The sequence below is a fragment of the Actinomadura rugatobispora genome (assembly GCF_055379765.1).
In genome coordinates this window covers 12,208,873-12,230,202 of the sequence record NZ_AP029191.1, presented here as the reverse complement: position 1 = coordinate 12,230,202, position 21,330 = coordinate 12,208,873, and the positions used below count along the sequence as shown (strand labels likewise).

21 protein-coding genes are annotated in these 21,330 nt (G+C 73.3%); all 21 read left to right on the top strand.

The genetic code is table 11. The features are described from left to right. The first annotated feature begins 41 nt into the window (after positions 1–41). The 21 genes from ACZ466_RS54915 (at position 42) to ACZ466_RS54815 (ending at position 21,327) form a co-directional block, all read left to right on the top strand. Entirely contained in the window at positions 42–815 is a 774-nt protein-coding gene (locus ACZ466_RS54915) for an SDR family NAD(P)-dependent oxidoreductase (protein WP_378281909.1), read from the top strand. A 17-nt stretch (positions 816–832) separates the two neighbouring features. Further along, positions 833–1,579 (top strand): enoyl-CoA hydratase/isomerase family protein, encoded by a 747-nt coding sequence (locus ACZ466_RS54910; RefSeq protein WP_378281910.1) that lies wholly within the window; start codon positions 833–835, stop codon positions 1,577–1,579. A 123-nt stretch (positions 1,580–1,702) separates the two neighbouring features. Next, the gene (locus tag ACZ466_RS54905) at positions 1,703–2,944 is read left to right on the top strand and encodes a glycosyltransferase (protein WP_378281911.1); all 1,242 of its coding nucleotides are present in this window, start codon (positions 1,703–1,705) and stop codon (positions 2,942–2,944) included. Positions 2,945–3,016: 72 nt separating this feature from the next. Beyond that, positions 3,017–4,246, top strand: a complete 1,230-nt coding sequence (locus ACZ466_RS54900) for a PP2C family protein-serine/threonine phosphatase (RefSeq protein WP_378281912.1) — start codon at positions 3,017–3,019, stop codon at positions 4,244–4,246. A gap of 70 nt (positions 4,247–4,316) precedes the next feature. After that, positions 4,317–5,615, top strand: coding sequence for a tetratricopeptide repeat protein (locus tag ACZ466_RS54895; RefSeq protein ID WP_378281913.1), 1,299 nt, complete (start codon positions 4,317–4,319; stop codon positions 5,613–5,615). A gap of 57 nt (positions 5,616–5,672) precedes the next feature. Further along, a complete protein-coding gene (locus ACZ466_RS54890) occupies positions 5,673–6,290 on the top strand; it encodes a dihydrofolate reductase family protein (protein WP_378281914.1) in 618 nt (205 codons plus the stop codon). A 25-nt stretch (positions 6,291–6,315) separates the two neighbouring features. Next, a complete protein-coding gene (locus ACZ466_RS54885; protein ID WP_464042513.1) occupies positions 6,316–8,241 on the top strand; it encodes a class I adenylate-forming enzyme family protein in 1,926 nt (641 codons plus the stop codon). A 36-nt stretch (positions 8,242–8,277) separates the two neighbouring features. Beyond that, positions 8,278–8,946, top strand: a complete 669-nt coding sequence (locus ACZ466_RS54880; RefSeq protein ID WP_464042512.1) for a protein-L-isoaspartate O-methyltransferase family protein — start codon at positions 8,278–8,280, stop codon at positions 8,944–8,946. Between the two features lie 165 nt (positions 8,947–9,111). Then, positions 9,112–10,248: a hypothetical protein gene (locus ACZ466_RS54875; RefSeq protein WP_378281917.1), complete on the top strand. Its 1,137-nt coding sequence runs from the start codon at positions 9,112–9,114 to the stop codon at positions 10,246–10,248. Beyond that, on the top strand, positions 10,245–11,528 hold the full coding sequence (locus ACZ466_RS54870; protein WP_378281918.1) for a hypothetical protein: 1,284 nt from the start codon (positions 10,245–10,247) through the stop codon (positions 11,526–11,528). The genes ACZ466_RS54875 and ACZ466_RS54870 overlap by 4 nt, the downstream gene beginning before the upstream one ends. 37 nt (positions 11,529–11,565) lie before the next feature. Beyond that, positions 11,566–12,012, top strand: coding sequence for a hypothetical protein (locus tag ACZ466_RS54865; RefSeq protein ID WP_378281919.1), 447 nt, complete (start codon positions 11,566–11,568; stop codon positions 12,010–12,012). Positions 12,013–12,027: 15 nt separating this feature from the next. Beyond that, on the top strand, positions 12,028–12,219 hold the full coding sequence (locus ACZ466_RS54860) for a hypothetical protein (protein WP_378281920.1): 192 nt from the start codon (positions 12,028–12,030) through the stop codon (positions 12,217–12,219). Beyond that, complete coding sequence (locus ACZ466_RS54855; RefSeq protein ID WP_378281921.1) at positions 12,212–13,402, top strand: HesA/MoeB/ThiF family protein; 1,191 nt, start codon at positions 12,212–12,214, stop codon at positions 13,400–13,402. The genes ACZ466_RS54860 and ACZ466_RS54855 overlap by 8 nt, the downstream gene beginning before the upstream one ends. Before the next feature lie 179 nt (positions 13,403–13,581). Continuing rightward, on the top strand, positions 13,582–14,397 hold the full coding sequence (locus ACZ466_RS54850) for a VOC family protein (protein WP_378281922.1): 816 nt from the start codon (positions 13,582–13,584) through the stop codon (positions 14,395–14,397). Between the two features lie 162 nt (positions 14,398–14,559). Further along, entirely contained in the window at positions 14,560–15,561 is a 1,002-nt protein-coding gene (locus tag ACZ466_RS54845; protein ID WP_378281923.1) for an acyl-CoA dehydrogenase family protein, read from the top strand. After that, complete coding sequence (locus ACZ466_RS54840; protein WP_378281924.1) at positions 15,558–16,373, top strand: enoyl-CoA hydratase/isomerase family protein; 816 nt, start codon at positions 15,558–15,560, stop codon at positions 16,371–16,373. Before ACZ466_RS54845 ends, ACZ466_RS54840 begins: the two co-directional genes overlap by 4 nt. After that, entirely contained in the window at positions 16,370–17,230 is an 861-nt protein-coding gene (locus ACZ466_RS54835) for an enoyl-CoA hydratase/isomerase family protein (RefSeq protein WP_378281925.1), read from the top strand. Before ACZ466_RS54840 ends, ACZ466_RS54835 begins: the two co-directional genes overlap by 4 nt. Then, a complete protein-coding gene (locus tag ACZ466_RS54830) occupies positions 17,227–18,018 on the top strand; it encodes an enoyl-CoA hydratase/isomerase family protein (RefSeq protein WP_378281926.1) in 792 nt (263 codons plus the stop codon). Before ACZ466_RS54835 ends, ACZ466_RS54830 begins: the two co-directional genes overlap by 4 nt. Beyond that, on the top strand, positions 18,015–19,511 hold the full coding sequence (locus ACZ466_RS54825) for a class I adenylate-forming enzyme family protein (RefSeq protein WP_378281927.1): 1,497 nt from the start codon (positions 18,015–18,017) through the stop codon (positions 19,509–19,511). Before ACZ466_RS54830 ends, ACZ466_RS54825 begins: the two co-directional genes overlap by 4 nt. Beyond that, a complete protein-coding gene (locus ACZ466_RS54820) occupies positions 19,508–20,695 on the top strand; it encodes an acyl-CoA dehydrogenase family protein (protein WP_378281928.1) in 1,188 nt (395 codons plus the stop codon). The genes ACZ466_RS54825 and ACZ466_RS54820 overlap by 4 nt, the downstream gene beginning before the upstream one ends. Beyond that, a complete protein-coding gene (locus ACZ466_RS54815) occupies positions 20,695–21,327 on the top strand; it encodes a hypothetical protein (protein WP_378281929.1) in 633 nt (210 codons plus the stop codon). The genes ACZ466_RS54820 and ACZ466_RS54815 overlap by 1 nt, the downstream gene beginning before the upstream one ends. Positions 21,328–21,330: the final 3 nt, after the last annotated feature.

Genomic DNA, 21,330 nt, shown 5'->3' with positions numbered 1-21,330 from the left:
CCGCGCGCGAACACAACAGAGCCGACATCAGGACGGTGCAGATGAACGAACAAGACGAGGTACGCACCCCGGCGGAGCTGTTCGACCTCACGGGCAAGGTCGCGCTCGTCACGGGCGGGAGCCGGGGGCTGGGCCGCGCGATCGTGCTCGGCTACGCCGCCGCCGGCGCGGACGTGGTGATCGCCAGCCGCAAGTTCGACGCCTGCGCGGCCGTGGCGAAGGAGGTCGAGGCGCTCGGCCGGAAGGCGCTCCCGGTCGCGTGCCATGTGGGGCGCTGGGACGAGCTCGACGCGCTGGCCGAGCGCGCCTACGAGCACTTCGGCAAGGTCGACGTGCTGGTCAACAACGCGGGCATGTCCCCGCTGGCGCCGTCGTCGGCGGAGACGAGCGAGGAGCTGTTCGACAAGGTCGTCGGCGTCAACTTCAAGGGCCCGTTCCGGCTGTCGGCGGTGGTCGCCGAGCGGATGGCGGCGGGGGACGGCGGCTCGGTCATCAGCGTTTCGAGCACCGGCGCGCTGCGGCCGTCGCCGAACTTCGGCCCGTACGCCGGGTCCAAGGCCGCGCTCAACGCGATCAGCGTCGCCTTCGCGCAGGAGTTCGCGCCCAAGGTGCGCTTCAACGTGATCTCGCCGGGCGGGTTCTACACCGACGTCTCCAAGGCGTGGGCCGTCCCGGGCAAGGACGAGCCCGGCATGCTCCTGCGGCGTTTCGGCTACGCCCGCGAGATCGTCACCGCGGCGCTGTACTACGCCAGCGGCGCCTCGTCGTACACGACGGGCTCGCTGCTCCGCGTCGACGGTCTCGGCCCGGTCTGACCAGTGGGAGGTGGACGATGCTCGTGCGCACCGAACGCCGGGACGCCGTCACGATCGTGACGCTCAACCGGCCCGAGCGGCGCAACGCCGTCACGATCGAGCTGTGCGAGGAGCTGTACCGCACGCTGGTGAACGTGGCCGCGAGCGATGCCCGCGTCGTGGTGCTGCGCGGCGCGGGCGAGCACTTCTCGGTCGGCGCGGACCTGGGCGGCGACTGGGAGTCGGATCCGGCGACGCTCGAACGGCTCGGGCCGGTCTACCACGCCGCCACGCTCCTGCACACCATGCCGCAGGTGACCATCGCGGCCGTCCACGGCGGATGCGCCGGTGCCGCGATGGGGTGGGCGTGCGCCTGCGACTTCCGGTTCGCGGCGGCCGGCGCCCGTTTCAACACCGGGTTCCTCCAGGTCGGGGTCTCCGGTGACATGGGGCTGGCGTGGTCGCTGATCCGGCTGGTCGGCGGCGCGCGGGCGCGCGAGCTGCTGTTCTTCCCGGAGAAGCTCGGCGCCGAGGAGGCGTTGCGCCACGACCTCGTCACCCGCGTGTTCGAGCCGGACGTGCTGCACGAGGAAGTGCTGGCACTCGCGGGCCGGCTGGTCGCCCACCACCCGTTCCCGCTGCGGATGATGAAGGCGAACGTGCTGTCCGCGGAGACGAGCGCGATCGCCGACTACGTGGAGATCGAGTCGGCGCGGCACCTGCACGTGACCGCCGGCCCGTCGGCCCGCGAGGGGTTCGCGGCCCGCCGCTCCGATGCGCGGTGACGCCCTCCGTTCTCAACGTATAGCGGACCCGGGGGCTTGCGGCAAGACCCGGGTCATGCCGCAGAATCGTCGGCCTGGGCCGGGGGCCGGGTGCTGCGAGGCTGCGGAAACGGGGGATGCGAAGTGCGGGTGCTGCTGTCGACGTACGGGTCGCGCGGGGATGTGGAACCGCTGGCGGGGCTCGCGGTGCGGTTGCGGGCGCTGGGCGCGGAGGTGCGGCTGTGCGCGCCGCCGGACGAGGAGTTCGCGGAGCGGCTGGCCGGTGTCGGCGTGCCGCTGGTGCCGGTCGGCCCGTCGGCGCGCGCGCTGACCACCGCGGCGGCGCCGCCGACGCCGGCGGGCCTGCCCCGGCGCGCGGCCGAGCTGATCGCCGGCCAGTTCGAGAGGATCACCGCGGCGGCCGAGGGCTGCGACGTGCTGGTCGCGACCGGGATAACGCCGGCCGCGGCCGGCGCGCGGTCGGTGGCCGAGAAGCTGGGCATCCGCTCGGTGTCCGTGACCTTCCAGCAGCTCACCCTGCCGTCGCCGCACCGTGCGCCGCTGGCCTATCCGGGCCGGCCGTTCCCGCCGGAGGTGACCGACAACCGGGTGCTGTGGGACCTGGACGCCCAGAGCATCAACGCGCTGTTCGGCGAGGCGCTCAACAGCAACCGCGCGTCGCTCGGCCTGCCCCCGGTGGACGACGTCCGGGACTACGTCATCGGCGACCGGCCGTGGCTGGCGACGGACCCCGTCCTGGACCCGTGGCGGCCGACGCCGGACCTGGATGTCGTACAGACCGGCGCGTGGATCCTTCCCGACGTCCGCCCGCTGTCGGCCGAGCTGGAGGCATTCCTGGACGCCGGCGCACCGCCCGTGTACGTGGGCTTCGGCAGCACGCCCATGCGCGAGGCGAAGGACCTCTCCCAGGTGGTCGTCCAGGCGGTCCGGGCGCAGGGCCGCCGCGTGCTCGCCGGGCGCGGCTGGGCCGAACTGGGCTTGATCGATGACCGGGACGACTGCTTCGCCGTAGACGAGGTCAACCAGCAGGCACTGTTCGGCCGGGTGGCCGCCGTCGTGCACCACGGGGGCGCGGGCACCACGACCACGGCCGCCCGGGCCGGCGCGCCCCAGGTGGTGGTGCCGCAATCGGCGGACCAGCCGTACTGGGCCGGCCGGGTGGCCGATCTGGGCATCGGCACGGCCCATGACGGTCCGGCTCCCACCTTTGAGTCCCTGTCGGCCGCGCTCAAGACGGCCCTGGCCCCCGAGACCCGCGCACGAGCGATCGCCCTGGCCGGCACGATCAGCACCGACGGGGCGGCGGCGGCCGCGAAGCTGCTGGTGGACGCGATCAGCAGGGACAAGCCGCCCGTGTCCACGTGAGCCGCTGACCGGGCGGCGCCGCGTACCCTGGAATCCAGGTTCGCGCAGGTCGGGGGGGCAAGTGTGGGACCGTTGGTCGACTATGCGGCGTTGTTCGCGGCGACGCCCAGCCCGTATCTGGTGCTGGGGCCCGATCTGGTGATCGTGGACGTGAACCGGGCGTATCTGGAGGCGACCGGGCGGACCCGGGAGGATCTGGTCGGGCAGCACATCTTCCAGGCGTTCCCCGACAACCCGGCCGACCCCGAGGCCGACGGGGTCCGGAACCTCGGCGCCTCCCTGCACAGGGTCCTGGCCACGGGGAAGCAGGACACCATCGCGTTGCAGAAGTACGACATCCCGGTGGCGGGCGAGCCGGGCCGGTTCGAGGAGCGCTGGTGGTCGCCGGTGAACACCCCGGTGGCCGGGCCGGACGGGCGGGTGACGTGGATCATCCACCGGGTCGAGGACGTCACCGCCTATGTCAGGGCCTTCCAGAGCGCCCATCCCCGGGCGGCCCCTCCGGAGAACGCGCAGGCGCTGGAAGCCGAGCTGTACGCGCGGGCGCGGGAGCTGCAGCGGCTGAACGAGGAGCTGCGCCAGGCCCACACCCGTGAACGCGAGGTCGCCCTCACCCTGCAGGAGGCTATGCTGCAGACCCCTGACCTGGTCCATCACGCCGATGTGGCGGTGCGGTACCTGCCGGCCGCCGCGTCGCTGAACGTGTGCGGCGACTGGTACGACGTCGCGGACATCGCGCCCGACCGCCTCGCCCTGGCGGTCGGTGACGTCGTCGGGCACGGCCTGGAGGCCGCCGCCGTCATGGGGATGCTCCGCAGCGCCCTGAACGCCGCCGTCCGAGCCCTGGAGCGCCCGGCCCAGGCCCTGGAGGTCCTGGGGTTGTACGCGCGGTCGGTGGAGGGAGCGCTGGGCACCACCGCCGTCAAGGTCATCGTCGACACCCGAAGCCGGTTGCTCAGCTACAGCAGCGCCGGTCACCCGCCGCCCGTCCTGGCCCACCCCGACGGCGGTTTCGACCTGCTGGACCAGGCCACCGACCCGCCGCTGGGCGCCCGCCCGCTGCACGTCCTCCGCCCCCAGGCCAGCATCCACTACCAGGCCGGCGACACCCTCGTGCTCTACACCGACGGGCTCATCGAACGCCGCGGCGAGGACATCGACACCGGCCTGCGGCGCCTGACCGACGCCCTCACCGACTGCGCCCGCCTGGGCACCGAGCAGGCCGCCGACGCCCTGCTGGCCCGCCTCGGCGTCGCCGGCGGCGGCGCCGACGACATCGCCCTGATCATCACCCGCCTCTGATCACGATGGTCCCCGCGTCGGGCCCGCTGTGGTGGAATGCGGGTGGTCGGTCTGGTGGGGTGTGGTGATCTTGCGGATCTTTGGCCGGCGCCGTCCGGTGCCGGCCCGTGCGGCGGCCCCGCCTGATCAGGGCCGTGAGCGGGCCGAGAACCTGGCCGTACTGGAAGCGCGTCAGCGGGTCGAGGACTGGCGGCGGATGGCCGGGCAGGACGCCTCGTCCCTTCCCGGCCTGGGCACGGCCCTGAACGATCTGGGCCTCAGGCTGGCGGACGCCAGAGACGAAAGCGCGGCGCTGGCACCGACCCGGGAGTCGGCCGACATCTTCCGGCGCCTGGCCGGGCAGGACCCTGCCGAGTTCCGGCTCTTCCTGGCGCTCGCCCTGAACAACCTCGGGATCCGCCTGTCGAGGACCGGCAGCGAGCGGGCCGCGCTGGAACCGGCCCGCGAAGCGGTGGCCATCATGCGGGACCTCGCCGAGGAGGAGCCCGCGCCCCACCTTCCCCGGCTGGCCAATGTGCTGAACGGGCTCGGCACCCGTCTGGTGGAGGCCGGGGACGACCGTGCCGGTGTCGAGACCATCGGTGAGGCCGTCGGCATCCAGCGGCGGCTGGCGGACGAGGACCCCGCCGCGCACCTCCCCAAGCTGGCCCTGATGCTGAACCGCCACGGCGTCCACCTCGGCCAAGCCGGGGACGGCGACGCAGCGCTCGCGGCCGTCGGCGAGGCGGTGGAAACCTGGCGCCGGTTGGCCGAGGCCGATGCGGCGGCCCACCTGCCCAACCTGGTCATGGGGCTGATCAATCTCGGGACGCAGCTGTCCCACGCCGGAGACACGGCGGCCGCGGTGGAGGCCGTCCAGGAAGCGATCGACCACTGCCGGAATCTGCCTTTCCCGGCCCCTTACCGCACCGACCTCGCCGTCGCCCTGAACGGGCTGGGGAACTTCCTCGCGGAGACCGGAGACCGGGAAGGCGCGGTGAACGCCGCCACCGAATCGGTGAGCATCCTGCGCGATCTCGCGGGCGACGATCCCGACGTCCACCTGCCGCTTCTCGCTGTCTCCGTCCAGAACCTCGGCAAGCGGCTGGCGGAGATCGGACAGCCCGAGCAGGCGCTGCGGTCGGCCCGTGAGGCGGTCGACATCAGGCGGCGGGCGGCCGAGTCCGGGAGGGCCGAGCACCTTTCCGGCCTCGCCCGTTCCCTCTGCTCCGCCGCGTCGATCGGCGACGCCCACGGGATCGACCTCGACGCCTCACTGAAGGCGGTGGACGAGGCCATCCTGATCTACCGAGCGCAGGCGGCATCCGGCGACGACCTGGCCGAAGCCGAACGGATCCGCGCCGGCCTCGTCCAGCGGACCGAGGTCTGACCGGGCAGGCGGGCGCGTGGGCGATGAGTTCGGGCGGCGGAGCGGGTCTGCCCTGACATGACTCGAATCATCGCGGACATCTCGATCTCCCTCGACGGCTTCGTCACCGGGCCCGGCCCCGGCCCGGACAGCGGTCTGGGCACCGGCGGCGAGGCCCTGCACACCTGGGCGTTCTCCGACGACCCCGGCGACCGCCGGGTCCTGCGCGAGGGGACCGCCCGCTCGGGCGCCGTCGTCCTCGGCCGCCGCCTCTTCGACGTGGTCGACGGGCCGGGCGGCTGGAACGACGACACCGGCTACGGCGCCGGCGAGGTCGGCAGGCCCGCGTTCGTCGTCGTGACGAGCTCGCCGCCGCCGTCGGTGCGGCTCACCGAGCTCGACTGGACGTTCGTCACCACCGGCCTGCCCGACGCCGTCGCCACCGCGCGCGAGCGCGCCGAGGCGGCGTCGGCGGACCGCGGCGAGGACCTCGACGTCGTCCTCATGGGCGGCGGCGCCACGATCGGCTCGGCGCTCGCGGCCGGGCTGGTCGACGTGCTGTCGCTGCACCTCGCGCCCGTCGTGCTGGGCGCCGGGACGCCGCTGTTCACCGGCGGAACGCCGCGCACGCTGGTACAGCGGAGCGTGGTCCCGACCTCGACCGCGACGCACCTGACCTACGACGTCGTGGCGTGACCTCTGGCCTTAAACCTCTAGAGGTATGAGACTGGGGGTGCCGAGCGTGCGGTCGGCTCCCGTTACCGGTCAGGAGGCCGAAGTGGTGGAGGGCGGGTTCTGGGGTCTGCTGGAGGAAGCCGTGCGGTGTCGTCCCGACGCGGTGGTCCTGGCGGACGATCATGGTCGTTCGCTGACGGTGGCCGCTCTCGCCGGTGAGGCGGAGCGGGTGGCGGCGGGTCTGCGCGCTCTGGGTGTCGGCCGGGGTGACGTGGTGTCCTGGCAGGTGCCGACGACGCTGGAGGCGGCGGTGCTGATGGCGGCGTGCGCCCGGCTGGGCGCGGTGCAGAATCCGATCATTCCGGTGTTCCGCGAGCGGGAGGTCGGGTTCATCGTGCGGCAGGTGCGGGCTCGCCTGGTCGTGGTGCCCGAGACCTGGCGCGGGTTCGGTCACGGCGAGATGGCCCGGTCCCTGGGGCCTGAGGTGCTCGTCCTGGATCTGGACGGTCCGCCCGGTGCGGCGCTGCGGCTGCCGGGCGGGGACCCTGGTGATCTTCCCGGGCCGCCGGCGGGCTCCGGTGAGTGCCGGTGGATCTACTACTCGTCGGGGACGACGGCCGATCCCAAGGGCGTCCGGCATACCGACGCCTCGGTGATCGCCTCGTCCAACGGCCCGGTCGACGGTCTCGGCCTCGGCCCCGGCGACGTGTATCCGATCGCGTGGCCGCTGGCCCACATCGGTGGTGTGTCGATGCTGGCGTCCGCGCTGCGGACCGGGTGCAGGCTCGTGCTGTTCGACGCCTTCGACCCGGCGGTGACGCCGGAGCGGATGGCGGCCCACCGGCCCACGATCCTGGGGTCGGCGACGCCGTTCTTCCAGGCGTACGTGGCCGCGCAGCGCCGCCACGGCGGGCGGCCGCTGTTCCCGGCGTTGCGCGCCTGCGTCGGTGGCGGCGCGGCGACCCCCGAACCGGTCAATCGCGAGGTCGCCCAGGTGCTGGGGGTGGCGGGCGTGGCCGGGTCCTGGGGATTGACGGAGTTTCCGGTGGCCACCAGTGAGAGACCGTCCGATCCGGGGGTCGGGTCGGGTGTCGGGCGGCCGATGGACGGGGTGCGGGTGCGGGTGGTCGGCGGCGAGCTGCGCCTCAAGGGGCCGCAGTGCTTCCTGGGGTATGTGGACGCCGCGCTGGACGCGGAGGTGTTCGACGATGAGGGGTGGGTGCGCACCGGCGACGTCGGATCCGTCGACGACGAGGGCCGGGTGCGGGTCGAGGGCCGGATCAAGGACGTGATCATCCGCAACGCGGAGAACATCTCGGCGGGGGAGGTGGAGGGGGTCCTGCTGGGGTGTCCGGGGGTCGCGGACGTGGCGGTCGTGGGGGGAGCCGCACGAGCGGACCGGCGAGCGGGTGTGCGCCGTGGTCGTCGCCGCCCCTGGCCACCAGGTCACCCTTTCCGGGCTGGTCGAGCACTGCCGGGAGCAGGGGCTGGCCCGTTTCAAGTGCCCCGAACGGCTGGAGGTCGTCGACGAGCTCCCGCGGTCGCCGATGGGCAAGGTCCTCAAACGCGCGCTCCTCACCTGACCCGGCGGTGGTGCGCGGCGGGCGGTGCTGCGATCATGCTCGGGTGCTGGAGGCCGGATATGAGAGCGCGCCGCTGGTCGACGGGACGCCGTTCCTGGACGAGCCGCTCTTCTGGCCCGCCTACCTGGCATCGGCCAAGGCGTTGGGCGGCCGGCGCACCATCGATGAGGTCTTCGGCGTGGACCGGAGCCTGCGGGGCCGGGGCTCGGCTGGCCCGAACTGGCCGGTGCGGCGGTCGCCTCCGCGCTGGTGGCGGCGGGTGGGTGGCGGGGGCTCACCGCCGAGCGACGGCGGCTGGTTTCGGCGGCCCTGCGGCCGCGCTGATCACGGCTGGGCTCGCACGGCCACGATGCGCCAGCCGAGCGGCCCGTGTGCGGTGGCCGGGGTGAGCGGGCATAACCCTCGCATCGCTGGAGGGGGGAGCCATGCGGGCGGGCGAGCGCCATGGATCGGACGCGCTGATCCGTGCGCTGCGCGACCAGGGGGTGGACGACCCGCGCGTGCTCGACGCGTTCCGGCGGACGCCGCGCGAAGGGTTCGTCCCCGCGTCGCATCGCGCCGAGGCGTACGAGGACATCCCCTTGCCGATCCCGCACGGCCAGGTGACCTCGCAGCCCTCGCTCATCGCGCAGATGGTCGCCGCGCTGGGGCTCACCGGCCGCGAACGGGTCCTGGAGATCGGCACCGGGCTCGGCTTCCAGACCGCCCTGCTCGGACGGCTCGCCCGCGAGGTGTGGTCCGTCGAGCGGTACGCCGACCTCGCCGCCCGGTCGCGCGCCAATCTCGCGGCGGCCGGTGTCCCGAACGCGACCGTGATCGTGGGCGACGGGACGCGCGGGCTCGCCGGACACGCCCCCTACGACGGCGTCGTCGTCTCCGCCGCGGCCCCGGAGGTGCCGGCCCCGCTCGCCGGGCAGCTCGCCGCGGGGGGGACGCCTGGTCCAGCCCATCGGCACCGGCGGCGCCGAGCGGGTCATCGCTTTCACCGAGCGGGGCGGACGGCTGCTGAAAGGGGAACTGGTGACGTTCGCGCGTTTCGTTCCCCTGGTCGGAAGGCACGGGCTCTCCGAATGACCGGGAATTCGATCATCTGAACGATCACCGGGCCCGTTCCGGGGCGGAAAAGGTCGCCGCCGTATTCTCCCCGATGCGTGGAAAAAACCACGTAGCCGGATGTGGACGACCGGAAAAGAGCTCCGCGGGTGACGGCCGGACTACCCTCCAGCGAGGGGATGTTCTCTTCTACGGGGGAGCAACGGGTGGAATGGTTCTTGGCCGTCATTCTCGGCCCGGTGATCAGTGGCCTCGCCGGCCGGATTCCGGATCTCATCGGATTCGAGCTGCGCAATCGGGGGGTCGTCGGCGCGGCGGAGGAAGAGCGGCGGCTGATCGAGATCGCGGAGCGGCGGGACGCGGCCGCGCGCGAGATCCAGGCGCGCGAGGAACACGAACGCAGAATGCTGCTGGAGCGGTATCGCCATCGCGGCGAGCACTATCCGCTCGGGGTCATCGGCCGGCTGGCGGAGAAGATCTCCGACGGCCGCCCGGCCGTGCTGGTCGCACCGGTCTCCTGGCACGGCCTGCCCGCCGGGCGGCTGCCCGGGCTGATCCACGAGGCGTTGCGGGAGGTCGCCGGATTCTCCCGCTACGCCGAGCTGCACACGGGGGCGTTCGTCGGCGACCGGACGATCCGCGGTTCGGTGGGGGCGGCGGAGATCAGCGCGCTGGAGTTCCCGGCGCATCCGGCGATCGTCGTCTGGTTCGAGGCGGACGGCAGCGACATCAGCGCCTTCGCCCATCTGGGCTCGCTGTTCCCCGCCGTCGACGGGGCCGCGGGCTTCCCGATCCGGATCGCCCGGTTCGGCACGGGGCCGGGCAGGCCCACCCGGCCGGACGGCGGATCGCTCCCGACCTGGCAGCACATCGATCTCTCCGAAGCGGGCCAGCCCGCCGAGAAGGTCATCGCCGCGGCCGTGGCCTGGTTCGTCCTGACCTGCCTGGAGTACCACTGGCAGCTGCGCGGCTTCGCCGGCGCCGACCTGCGCGGCTCGGTGCTGGCCGGCCGCGCTCCGGCGGACGCTCCGGCGGACCCGCCGGCAGGGGACGCGGAACCCGGGACGGGCGGCGACGTGTTCGGCTGCCGGCTGGAGATGGAGCTGCGGGAACTGGAACGGCGCGGCTTCGACCACGAGACGGCCGAGTTCGGCGACACCAGGGTCGCGCTGATCGTGTCCGACCAGGACCTCGAACTCGCGTTCGTCCTGGCCCCCGACTACCCGCTCAGCCCGCCGATGGTGTTCCACGTGGCCGGCGCGCTCCGCGAGCGGATGGAGATCGACGCCGCCGACTGGTCGGCCGAACGCACCCTGCTGGAGATCGCGGAGGGCTTCCGGTGAACGATCACTACCTGGTCCGGATCTTCGAGTCCGAGCTGCGCGTCATCGCCGACGAGACCTTCGACCACGAGCGGATCGAGACCGGAGGCAGCCTGTTCGGCCTGTTCAGCCATGGCGGCGGGCCGACGGTCTTCCTGGCGACCCGGCCGTCGGAGCGCGCCGTGCGCGGTTCGTCCACGCTGGAGCTCGACCCGGACGTGACCTGGGAGCTCGAACGGCTGTCGTGGGAGGAGTTCGGCGTCCAGTGCCTCGGCATGTGGCATTCCCACCACTGGTTCGACCTGCACGAGCCCAGCAGCGGCGACCGCGAGCGGACGCGCCGGTACGCGCAGAAGCACCAGCGTCCGCAGTACACCGAGATCCTCGCCAACTTCGTCGGTCCGGAGAAGCGCTCGCGCGTGTTCCGGGGCGATGGCGAGGAGACCAAGGTCAAGCTGACGCCCTTCTTCTACATGGACGCGCGCAACCTCACCCGGGCCGAGGCGTCCCTGAAGGTGCTGCCCGGCGAGAGCCCGCTGCGCCGCGCGCTGAGCAGGGTGGAGCTGGACGGTTCGGTCGCCGGCTCGCTGCGTCCCGCCGCGCTCAGGCCGCGCGTCCGTTACGTGCTGGCGAGCTCGGACGCGTCCGCCGCAGGGTCCTCGTGGTGGCGGGGGCTGGCCGATCGGCTCCCGCACTTCGGCGATTCCGACAAGCGCGCCGCCCTGGAGACCCGCGCCGATCCCGGCGCGGCCGACGACACCGCGACGGACGCGCCCGAACGGGACGAGCCCGAGCGCAGCGAGGCGGCGGGGAGGGAGCCCGAACGCACCGAGGTCGCGACGAGAAAGCCGTCGGGTGAACAAGCGCCCGCCGACGCCGCTCCGGCCCGGCCGGCCAAGGAGGAGAAGGCCGAGAAGGCGGGTGAACGAGGGGCGGACGCGACGCCGGCCGACCCGCGTCGCGACGAGCGGGGTGGGCCGCGGCTGAGCCCCGTCCCCGATCTCGCCGACTACGTCAGGGACCACATCCAGCCGCTGCTGCAGGTGCTGGAGGGCCGGTACGAGGCCGAGCTGCAGCCGATCAAGCACCACCGGATCGCGTTGATCGTCCGTGTCCACGGCCGCCGCAGCCGCCTGCACTTCTACACCGCGTGGGACGGCGAGCGCCCGCTCGTCCTCGCCTGCAGGCTCTTCTACTCCGAGCACGAGTTCGAGGAATGGCGGCCGAGCGACGAGGAGGAAAGGTACGGCCTTCCGAACACGCTGGCCTGGGGACTCCGACTCCTGGACCGGGCGCCGTGATCGTCCGTCGGACAGGCACGCTGCAAAGGACATCAGGATGAGCTGGAATCGCCATCAGATCGTGCGGCTGTCACAGGAACGCGACGTTCTGCGCAGGGAGTTCCCGCTCTTCGGCTTCTTCGACCCGAGGGGCTCCACGTACGTCGCGGGCAACTGGACGACGAACCTGGGCAACGACTACACGTTGCGCGTCAACATTCCGGCGGGTTATCCGGACGAATGCCCGAGCACCTACATCGTGCGGCCCAGCCCCCTGCTCGGCTGGAAGGGCCGCCGGACGATGGAGTCGCACGGGTCGAGTCATGAGATGCACACCTGGAGGACCGACCATCCCGGCTGGGTGAAGATCTGCACGTACCGGCCCGACCTGTGGTCCGCCGACCATTCGATCGTGAAGATAATCCGCAAGGGCATGCTCTGGCTGGTGGCCTACGAGTGCCATTTGCAGGACGGCAGCCCGCTGAACCGATTCCTGATGGACTGAGGCTGGAGGAGCCGCATGGCCGGCGACACGCACAACGACATCCGGGCTTTTCTGGAACAGGCCGCCTCCGGCGAGATGCCGCCCGGCCAGCGCATGGTCTTCAACCCGGCGACCGGGAAGTTCGAGGTCCGCTCGGCCGGGGAGCGTCCCGGTGACCACGTTCCCCAGGTGGACGCCGAGGACATGAAGGCGTTCGCGCATGGCTGAGACGGTGCGCCATCTGGTGTTCACACCGGCCGCGCTGGCGGTGGTCGCGCAGGGGAACGCGGGGCCGCGGTTCCGCGTGCGGCTGCGCGACCAGGGAGATCTGGGGGTGGTGGACGGCGCGCCGGGCGACGACCTGGTCGTGCTGCCCGCCGACTCCGGAACCGGTGAACCGGGACCGGACGAGGCGGGGTTGCTGGCGGTGTGCCGGGTCGAAGACGGCGGGCTGACCTGCCGGAGCCCGTCCGGCGAGCCGATCGGCACCACGCTGGTGCCCGCGGGGGCGGACGCCTTCGACCGGGTGCGCGGCATCTTCGAGACCGATGTGCTGCGCGACAAGGGCGTGGCCGTGCTGGGGCTCGGGTCCGGCGGCAGCTTCATCGTCCGCGAGCTCGCCAAGGCGGGCGTGGGGCGGTTCCTGCTGCTGGACCACGACCGCCTGGAGGTCGGCAACATCTCCCGCCACGAGTGCGGGCTCGACGACGTGGGGCGGCTGAAGGTGAACGCGCTGCGCGACCTCGTGCGGCGGCACCACTCGGCCGCCCGGATCGTGACCAGCGACCTGCGTGTCAGCGGTGAGACCTGGTCCGAACTGCGCGAGCTGGTCCGGGCGCTGCCCGCCGACGTGGTGATCTGCGCGACCGACAACCGGGAGAGCCGGCTGCTGATCAACCGGCTGTGCCTGGAGGAGGACGTCCCGCTGGTGCTCGGCGGCGTGTTCCGCCGGGCGTACGGGGGCGTCGTGCAGCGGGTCGTCCCCGGCCTGACCGCGTGCTACCAGTGCTTCGTGTCGGCGCTGCCGGAGCAGGCGGGCGACAACGAGATCAGCAGCGGTGACGAGGCGGCGCGGGTCTCCTACACCGACCGGACGGTGCAGCCGCAGCCCGGCCTGTCCACCGACATCCTGCCGATCGCCCTGCACATGGCGAAGCTGGCGCTGGTGGAGCTGCTGGACGGCGAGTCCCCGGCCTTCGCCTCGCTGAGCGCCGACCTGGTCGCCCCCGTCCACCAGTGGATCAACCGGCGGGAGCTCGCCCACGCCGGGCTGGAGCCGATGGGGGTGGGGGTGGACCGGCTGAGCGTCCTGCGCTGGTACGGCGTGCTGCTCCAGCGCCTTCCGGACTGCCGGGCCTGCTCGCGGCAGCACGCCGAGATCCAGGACGAGTTCTTCGGCGCGCCCTCCTGACCGCCCGAGTTCCCGCAGACCCGCACCGCATGGCGATATTTCCGGTAATGCCGATTTCTTGGGCAACAGGATTCCGGTGGGCTTGTGATCGTTTACCCCGGGCCCCGTAGCGTGGAAGCGCGCGGGCGGGACCGGCGCGAGCCGAAGGGGGCGACGCCCGGCGCGAAGGGGAGATCGGCATGCCGGAGATCACGTCGTTCGAGCCCGGCGCGCCGGTCGGGGTGGAGCTGTCCAGCCCGAACGTCGAAGCGTCCAAGCGGTTCTACCGGGGGCTGTTCGGCTGGGGCTCCTACATCATCGCCGACCGGCGCCTGGGCGACCACACGCTGTTCACCCACGACGCGTCCAGCGCGCTGGACGTCGCCGGGCTGGTGGCCCTGGCCGACGACTCCAGCGCCCCCTTCTGGACCTGCTTCTTCGGCCTCGACGACCTGGTCGCGGCCATGGCGGCCACGCGGGAGGCGGGCGGCTACGTCCATCTCGAACCGACGCCCGTCGTGAACATGGGCCGCATGGTGCTCGCCGACGACGACCAGGGCGCGGGAATCGGTTTCTGGCAGGCCTACACCCACCCCGGCGCCGGGATGCTCGGCGACCCGAACTCGATGTGCTGGATGGAGCTGGTGTGCCGGGACGTCGCCGCGGCCGGCCGCTTCTACGGCCGCGTGCTGGGCTGGAACGAGCCGGTCGAGTTCGAGGGCGTCACCGGCTCGCCGTCGTACCTGTGGAGGAAGGACGGAAGGTCCGTCGCCAGCGTGGTCCGCACCGACCTGCCCGACGGCGTTCCGGCCCAGTGGATCCCCTATTTCGCCGTCGCCGACTGCGACGCCACCGCCGCCGAGGCCGTGCGGCAGGGCGGATCCGTGACGGGGCCGTGCACCGAGACGTCGCACGGCCGCTACGTCCGGCTCCAGGACCCCACCGCCGCGCCCCTGGTCATCATCCAGCGCCACCCCGATCAGCACTCGGTCATCGGCTGGACGGCGGAGTCCTAGCCGGGACCGGGCGCGTCGACCACGCCCCAGTGCCCTCCGGGGAGATCACGGCCAGGCTGGGGCCCGTCCTCGCGCTCGCCGACGCGGTGCGGGCGCATCCCCTTTACCCCTTCGCGCACCGCTGGTTATATTACTAATCTTAGCTAAGAAAGGCGGTCGCCCATGTCCCTGTCGGTCAGTGGGCCGCGCAGCGCCGACGGGCGGCGCGACCAGCTGCGGGTCTCGCTGCGCGAGCTCCTCTCGCCGGACGGCGGCCCGTCGGCCGGGGCGGTCGCGCCTCCCGAGGAGCCGTCCCGGTGGTGGAAGGGACTCGCCGAGTTCGGCGTGTTCGCCCTCGCCGTCCCTGAGGAGCGCGGCGGCCTCGGCCTCGGTCTCGCCGAGTCCGCGCTGGCCTCGGAGGAACTGGGGCGCGCGCTCGGATGGGGTCCCCTGGTGTGGGCGCAGCTCGCGGCGCTGGCCGTGCCCGAACTGGCGTCGGGGGAGCTGGTCGTGACCGGCGTGGACCGGGACGCGGGGCCGGAGGGCGACCCGCTGCTGGTCGAGCACCTCGCGGCCGCCGACCGGCTGCTGGTCCTGTCCGGCGACGGCGTCCACCTGCACGCGAGGGACGGCGTCGACTTCGCCGAGGTCGCCCGGCCGCTGGATCCCCTGACCCCGATCGCCCGGATCGACCGGCTGCCGGAGGGGGAGCGCGTGGCCGGCGCCGAGACGGCGGCCCGCCTGCGCCGCGCCGGCACCCTGCTGTCCGCCGCGTTCCTGCTGGGCATCAGCGACGCGGCCCTGCACGTGGCGATCGGGTACGCCAAGGAGCGGCGGCAGTTCGGCCGCCCGATCGGCTCCTTCCAGGCGATCAAGCACCTGCTCGCCGACTGCTACGTGCGGACGAGCCTGGCGCGCGCGGCGCTCTACGCCGCCTCCGAACTCGAAGCCGTGGACGGGACGGGCGCCGACCTCCCGGCCGCCAAGCTGCTGTGCGGCCGGGCGGCGAACGACAACGCGCGCGCGGCCGTCCAGGTGTTCGGCGGCATGGGCTTCAGCTGGGAGAGCTCCCCGCACCTGCTGCTGAAACGGGCATGGGTGCTCGACAGCGCCTTCGGCTCGGGGGAACGGCACGCGCTGCTCGTCGCCGACGACCTGGCGCGGGACCCGGAGGCCGCCGCGTGAGCGAGGACACGACCGGCGCCGAGCCGAGCATCCGCCACGACGTCCGGGACGGCGTCCTGACGCTGCGGATCGAGCGCGAGCACAAGCGCAACGCCCTCGACCAGGCGTCCACGTCCCGGCTCGTCGAGCTCCTCGAAGCGGCGGCGGTCGACGGGAACCTGCGGGCCGTCCACCTCACCGCGGCGGGACGCGACTTCTGCTCGGGGTCGGACTGGGTGTCCTCGAACACCGGCGCCAAGGAACGGCCCCGGCCCGCGAACCTGGTCAGGCGCCTGCCGCTGCAGAGCCACCGCCTGATCGAGCTGCTGCTCACCGTCCAGCTCCCAGTGGTCGCGACCGTCCGCGGCAACGCGGCGGGCCTGGGCTGCCAGCTCGCGCTCGCCGCCGACTTCACCGTCGCCGACGAGGAGGCGACGTTCTGGGAGCCGTTCGTCAAGCGCGGCTTCACCCCCGACAGCGGGGCGTCGTGGCTGCTGCCGCGGCTGGTGGGCCTCGCCCGGGCGCGGCGCATGCTGCTGCTGGGCGAGAAGGTGAGCGGCGCCAGGGCCGCCGAGTGGGGCCTGATCCACGAGGCGGTCCCCGCGGCCGACCTGGACGCCCGCGCCCTGGAGCTGGTCGCCGCGCTGGCGAAGGGACCGACCGTCGCCCTGGGCCTGACGAAGCAGTCGCTGCAGCGCTCGTCGGAGGTCCCGCTCGCCCGCGCCCTGGTCGACGAGTCGTTCGGGCTCGAACTGGCCTCCCGGACGGCCGACTTCCGCGAAGGGCTGGCCGCCTTCACCGCACGCCGCGACCCGGACTACACCGGACGATGACCGACGCACACGAGGGGATCCCGCACATGGGCCGAACCGACCCGCCGCCGCCCGAGGCGTACGAGACGATCCTGTACGAGGTCTCGGACCGCGTCGCGACCGTCACCCTGAACCGGCCGAAGGTGCTGAACGCGATCAGCCCCCTCATGGCCCGCGAGCTGAAGCACGCCTACACCGCCGCCGAGGCCGACCCCGACGTGTGGGTCGTCGTCGTGACCGGCACCGGGCGCGCGTTCACCTCGGGCGCCGACGTCGGCGAGATCCCCGGGACCGGGAAGGTGGTCTACGAGGAGCCGTACCTGTCGACGCACGAGCAGTGGGACGCCCCGCAGGAGGCGACCCCGCCGTTCCGGACGATGACCAAGCCGGTCATCGCGGCGATCAACGGGCTGTGCTGCGGCGCCGGGATGGACCTGGTCACCACGGCCGACATCGTCATCGCCGCCGACACGGCCGAGTTCATGGACCCGCACGTGTCGATCGGCGTCGTGTCGGCGCGGGAGTCCGTGCGGCTGGCGCGGGTCGTCCCGCTCAACATCGCGCTGCGGATGGCGCTGCTGGGCAAGCACGAGCGGCTGGGCGCGCAGCGCGCCTACGATCTGGGCCTGGTCAGCGAGCTCGTCCCGGCCGACGGGCTGCGGGAGCGGGCCCGCGAGATCGCCGAACTGGTGAACCGCAACGCCCCGCTGGCGGTCCGGGGCACCCGGATGGCGGTCCGCAAGGGGCTGGGCCTGCCCCTGTACGAGGCGGAGCTGCTGGCCGAGGCGTACCGCGAGCGGGTGACCCGCACCGAGGACGCGCTCGAAGGCCCCGCGGCCTTCCTGGAACGACGCTCTCCCGAGTGGCGGTGCCAATGACCGAGGACCCCGGCTACGAGACGATCCGGTACGAGGCCGACCACGGCACGCGGGTCGCCACCGTCACCCTCGACCGGCCCAAGCGCCTCAACGCCTTCAACAAGCGGATGTGCCACGAGGTCGCCGACGCGTGGCACCGGATCAAGCACGACGCGGAGATCAACGCCGTGGTGCTCCGGGCGGCGGGCGACCGCGCGTTCAGCGCCGGCCTGGACGTCCAGGAGCGCTACGAGCAGCCGGACGACGTCTGGAACCACGAGGACCCCGGCGAGCTGCTCAGCCCCAAGTGGCAGAAGCTGTGGAAGCCCGTGGTCTGCGCGGTCCAGGGCATCTGCACGGGCGGGGCGTTCTACTTCGTCAACGAGGCCGACATCGTCATCTGCTCGCAGGACGCGACGTTCTTCGACTCCCATGTCACCTACGGCATGGTGTCGGCGATCGAGCCGATCGGGCTGATGCGGCGGATCGGGCTGGGCGACACCCTGCGGATGGCGCTGCGGGGGAACGACGAGCGCGTCGGCGCGGAGACCGCGCTGCGGATCGGGCTCGTCACCGAGATCGTGCCGGCCGGGGACCTGTGGGCGCGCGCCGACGAGATCGCGCGGAGCATCGCGGAGAAGCCGGCGGCCGCCACGCAGGGCACCGTCCGGGCGATCTGGGAGTCGCTGGACAAGCCGTACCGGGCCGCCGTGGAGCAGGGGCTCACCTACACCAGGCTCGGCAACCCGATCGGCATGAGCCAGGTCGACCGCGACCAGGTCGCCAAGCCGGACGTGGTGATCCGATGACCGCGGGCACGCGGAGCGGGAGCCCGCTGGCGCGCGGGCTGGACCGGATGCTGACGCTCGACCGGGACGCGCGCGCCATCGAGTTCGAGGACGCCTGGTGGAGCTGGGGCCGGCTGGCCGGCATCGCGGACGCCGTCGCCGAGGCCGTGCCGGAGCCCGGCGCGCCCGTCGGGGTGATCCTGCGGAACACGCCCTGGCATGTCGGGGTCCTGCTCGGCGTCCTGCTCGCCGACGGATGCGTGGTGACGATCAACCCGGGCCTCGGGGTCGAACGGGTCCGCTCCGAGATCGCCGGGCTGGAGCTGGCGGGGCTCGCCGGCACCGCCGACGACATGGCGACGTTCGGCCCGGACACCGGCCCCGGACTGCGCGTCGTGCCGGACGGCACGGGCGAGGGCGCGCAGGTCACCCGCGCCGAGTCCGCCCCCCGGGTCCCGGCGGCGCCGGGCGTGGCGGTGCGGATGCTGACCAGCGGCACGACCGGGCCGCCCAAGCGCGTGGACCTCGGCGCGGACATGCTCGCGCGGACCATGGAGGGCGCCAAGCACTACGAGTCGAACCGGAGCCGGGAACCCGTCCTGCGGCGCGGCGTGGCCATCGTGAACGCCCCGCTCGTGCATCTCGGCGGCCTGTTCCGCGTCGTGCAGTGCGTGCTTGACGGGCGCTCCTTCGTCCTCCTGCCCAGGTTCGAGGTCGAGCGGTGGGCGGCGGCGGTGCGCCGGCACCACCCCAAGACGGCCAGCCTGGTCCCGGCGGCGCTGCGCATGGTCCTGGACTCCGACCTGACCCGCGACGACCTCTCCAGCCTGCTGTCGGTGGTGTCCGGGACGGCGCCGCTGGACCCCGCGGACGCGGAGGCGTTCACCGAGCGCTTCGGCGTGCCGGTGCTGACGTCGTACGCGGCCACCGAGTTCGGCGGCGGCGTCGCGGGCTGGAACCTCGCCGACCACCGCGAGTTCGCGGAGAGCAAGCGCGGCAGCGTGGGCCGCGCCCACGCCGGCTGCGGGCTGCGCGTGGTCGCCCCGGAGGGCCGGGAACTGCCCGCGGGCGAGGCCGGTCTGCTGGAGGTGCGCCCGGCGCAGTTCGGCGAGGACGCGCCGTGGATCCGCACCACCGACCTGGCCCGCATCGACGCCGACGGGTTCCTCTGGATCGTGGGACGCGCGGACCAGACGATCATCCGGGGCGGCTTCAAGGTGCAGCCCGACCAGGTCAGGTCGGCCCTGGAACGGCATCCGGCGGTGCGCGCCGCCGTGGTCGTCGGCGTTCCCGACGCGCGGCTGGGCGCCGTGCCGGTCGCGGTGGTCGAGACGCGTCCGGGGCGCACCCTGGGGCGCGAGGAACTGCTCGCCCACGCCCGAGAGCACCTGGCCCGCTACGAGGTGCCGGTCGATGTGCGGTTCGCCGGCGAGCTTCCGCGGACGGCCTCGGGCAAGGTCGACCTCACCGCCGCGCGGGAACTGCTCGGCCCGCTGGGAGAGGAGTCCGGATGACCTTCCTGACGTCCCCGGAGGACGAGGCGTTCCGGGCGGAGGTGCGCGCCTGGCTGGCGGACGCGGTCGCCGACCAGGGGCCGCCGCCCCCGGCCGGAGACTGGGCCGCGCGCCGCGCCTACGACGTGCGGTGGCAGCGGCGCCTGTCCGACGCCGGCTACGCGGGCATGGGCTGGTCCCGGGAGTTCGGCGGGCGCGGCGCGTCGCTCGGCGAGCAGCTGGTCTTCCTGGAGGAGAACGCCCGCGCGGGCGCACCCCCACCGGGCACGATGTTCGTCGGGACCAGGCACGCCGGGCCGACGCTGATCGCCGAGGGCACGGACGCGCAGCGCGCCCACCACCTGCCGCGGATCCTGCGCGGCGAGGACGTCTGGTGCCAGGGCTTCTCCGAGCCCGAGGCCGGCTCCGACCTCGCCTCGCTGCGCACCCGCGCGGTGCGCGACGGCGACCACTACGTCGTCACCGGCCACAAGATCTGGAGCACCCGCGCGCAGGTCGCCGACTACTGCGAGCTGCTGGTGCGCACCGATCCGGACGCCCCCAGGCACCAGGGGATCAGCTGGCTGATCCTGGACATGCGGACGCCCGGGATCGAGGTGCGGCCGCTGCGGACGATCGACGACGACGACCACTTCTGCGAGATCTTCCTCGACGGGGCGCGGGTGCCCGTCGCCAACCTCGTCGGGGCGGAGAACGACGGCTGGCGGGTCGCGAACGTCACCCTGCGGTTCGAGCGCGGCACGGCGTTCGCGTCCCACATCGTCGAGCTGGGCCGGACGCTGCGCGCGCTGGTCCGGCTGGCCCGGACCCGGCGCGACGGGTCCGGCGTGGCCTGGGACGACGCGGGGCTGCGCCGCGACGTCGGGATCATGGCGGCGGAGGTGACCGCGCTGTGGCGGATGACGCAGATGTCGATCGCCGAGAGCGCGCGCACCGGCCTCCCCGCGGCCTACGGCTCGGCGGTGAAGCTGCGCTACAGCGAGCTGGCGCAGTCGATCAGCGAGCTGTTCGTGCGCGTCGCGGGCCGCCCCGCGATCGCCGGCGAGACCGTGGACGGGTTCGACACCGGGACGATCACGCACGACTACCTGTGGTCGCTGCACACCACGATCGCGGCCGGCACGTCCCAGATCCAGCGCAACGTCATCGCCGAGCGCGTCCTCGGCCTGCCGAAGGGGGCCTGATGGAGCCGTGGGTCTTCGGTGAGCGGGCGCTCCCCGAGCAGGAGCGCTTCGCCGAGGAGGTCCGGGCCCTGTGCTCGGTGGTGCTGAGCCTGGAAGAGGCGGACCCGCTCCTGGACGAGGCCACCCGCGCGCTGGGCGAGGCCCGGCGGCGGCTGGAACGGCGCGTCCCGCCCGGACCGGGGCCGCGGGTCGGCGCCCTGGCCGGCGGCGACGGCCGCGTCTACCTCGACCACGGAACCGACGTCGGTGAGTTCAACCCGATGTTCCCGACGTACCGGATCACCGTCGAGGGCCCGGAGCGCGCCACCGGTACCGTGCGGTTCCCGATCTGCTACGAGGGCCCGCCGGGCTGCGTCCACGGCGGGTTCCTCGCGGTCTTCGCCGACTGCGTCGTCCAGCACCACAACTGCGCCGTGGGCGAGACGGGCAAGACCCGCGGGATCGAGCTGCGCTACCGGCGTCCCGTCCCGGTGTCGGCGGAGCTGGAGTTCACGATCGACAGGACGGTCGCGGACGGCTCGGTGGACTCGGAGATGCGCCTGATGTCGGCCGGTGAGACGCTCTGCTCCGCCCGCACCAGCGCGGTCCGCGGCGACCGCGCGAAGCTGCCCGCCGTCTCCGCACGGAGGTGACGC

Excerpts from the sequence above, each read along its gene's own strand:
- ACZ466_RS54915 (WP_378281909.1), top strand. The coding sequence starts at position 42 with ATGAACGAACAAGACGAGGTACGCACCCCGGCGGAGCTGTTCGACCTC.
- ACZ466_RS54910 (WP_378281910.1), top strand. The coding sequence starts at position 833 with ATGCTCGTGCGCACCGAACGCCGGGACGCCGTCACGATCGTGACGCTC.
- ACZ466_RS54890 (WP_378281914.1), top strand. The coding sequence starts at position 5,673 with ATGACTCGAATCATCGCGGACATCTCGATCTCCCTCGACGGCTTCGTC.
- ACZ466_RS54885 (WP_464042513.1), top strand. The coding sequence starts at position 6,316 with ATGAGACTGGGGGTGCCGAGCGTGCGGTCGGCTCCCGTTACCGGTCAG.
- ACZ466_RS54880 (WP_464042512.1), top strand. The coding sequence starts at position 8,278 with ATGCGGGCGGGCGAGCGCCATGGATCGGACGCGCTGATCCGTGCGCTG.
- ACZ466_RS54865 (WP_378281919.1), top strand. The coding sequence starts at position 11,566 with ATGAGCTGGAATCGCCATCAGATCGTGCGGCTGTCACAGGAACGCGAC.
- ACZ466_RS54860 (WP_378281920.1), top strand. The coding sequence starts at position 12,028 with ATGGCCGGCGACACGCACAACGACATCCGGGCTTTTCTGGAACAGGCC.
- ACZ466_RS54855 (WP_378281921.1), top strand. The coding sequence starts at position 12,212 with ATGGCTGAGACGGTGCGCCATCTGGTGTTCACACCGGCCGCGCTGGCG.
- ACZ466_RS54850 (WP_378281922.1), top strand. The coding sequence starts at position 13,582 with ATGCCGGAGATCACGTCGTTCGAGCCCGGCGCGCCGGTCGGGGTGGAG.
- ACZ466_RS54845 (WP_378281923.1), top strand. The coding sequence starts at position 14,560 with ATGTCCCTGTCGGTCAGTGGGCCGCGCAGCGCCGACGGGCGGCGCGAC.
- ACZ466_RS54835 (WP_378281925.1), top strand. The coding sequence starts at position 16,370 with ATGACCGACGCACACGAGGGGATCCCGCACATGGGCCGAACCGACCCG.
- ACZ466_RS54830 (WP_378281926.1), top strand. The coding sequence starts at position 17,227 with ATGACCGAGGACCCCGGCTACGAGACGATCCGGTACGAGGCCGACCAC.
- ACZ466_RS54825 (WP_378281927.1), top strand. The coding sequence starts at position 18,015 with ATGACCGCGGGCACGCGGAGCGGGAGCCCGCTGGCGCGCGGGCTGGAC.
- ACZ466_RS54820 (WP_378281928.1), top strand. The coding sequence starts at position 19,508 with ATGACCTTCCTGACGTCCCCGGAGGACGAGGCGTTCCGGGCGGAGGTG.
- ACZ466_RS54815 (WP_378281929.1), top strand. The coding sequence starts at position 20,695 with ATGGAGCCGTGGGTCTTCGGTGAGCGGGCGCTCCCCGAGCAGGAGCGC.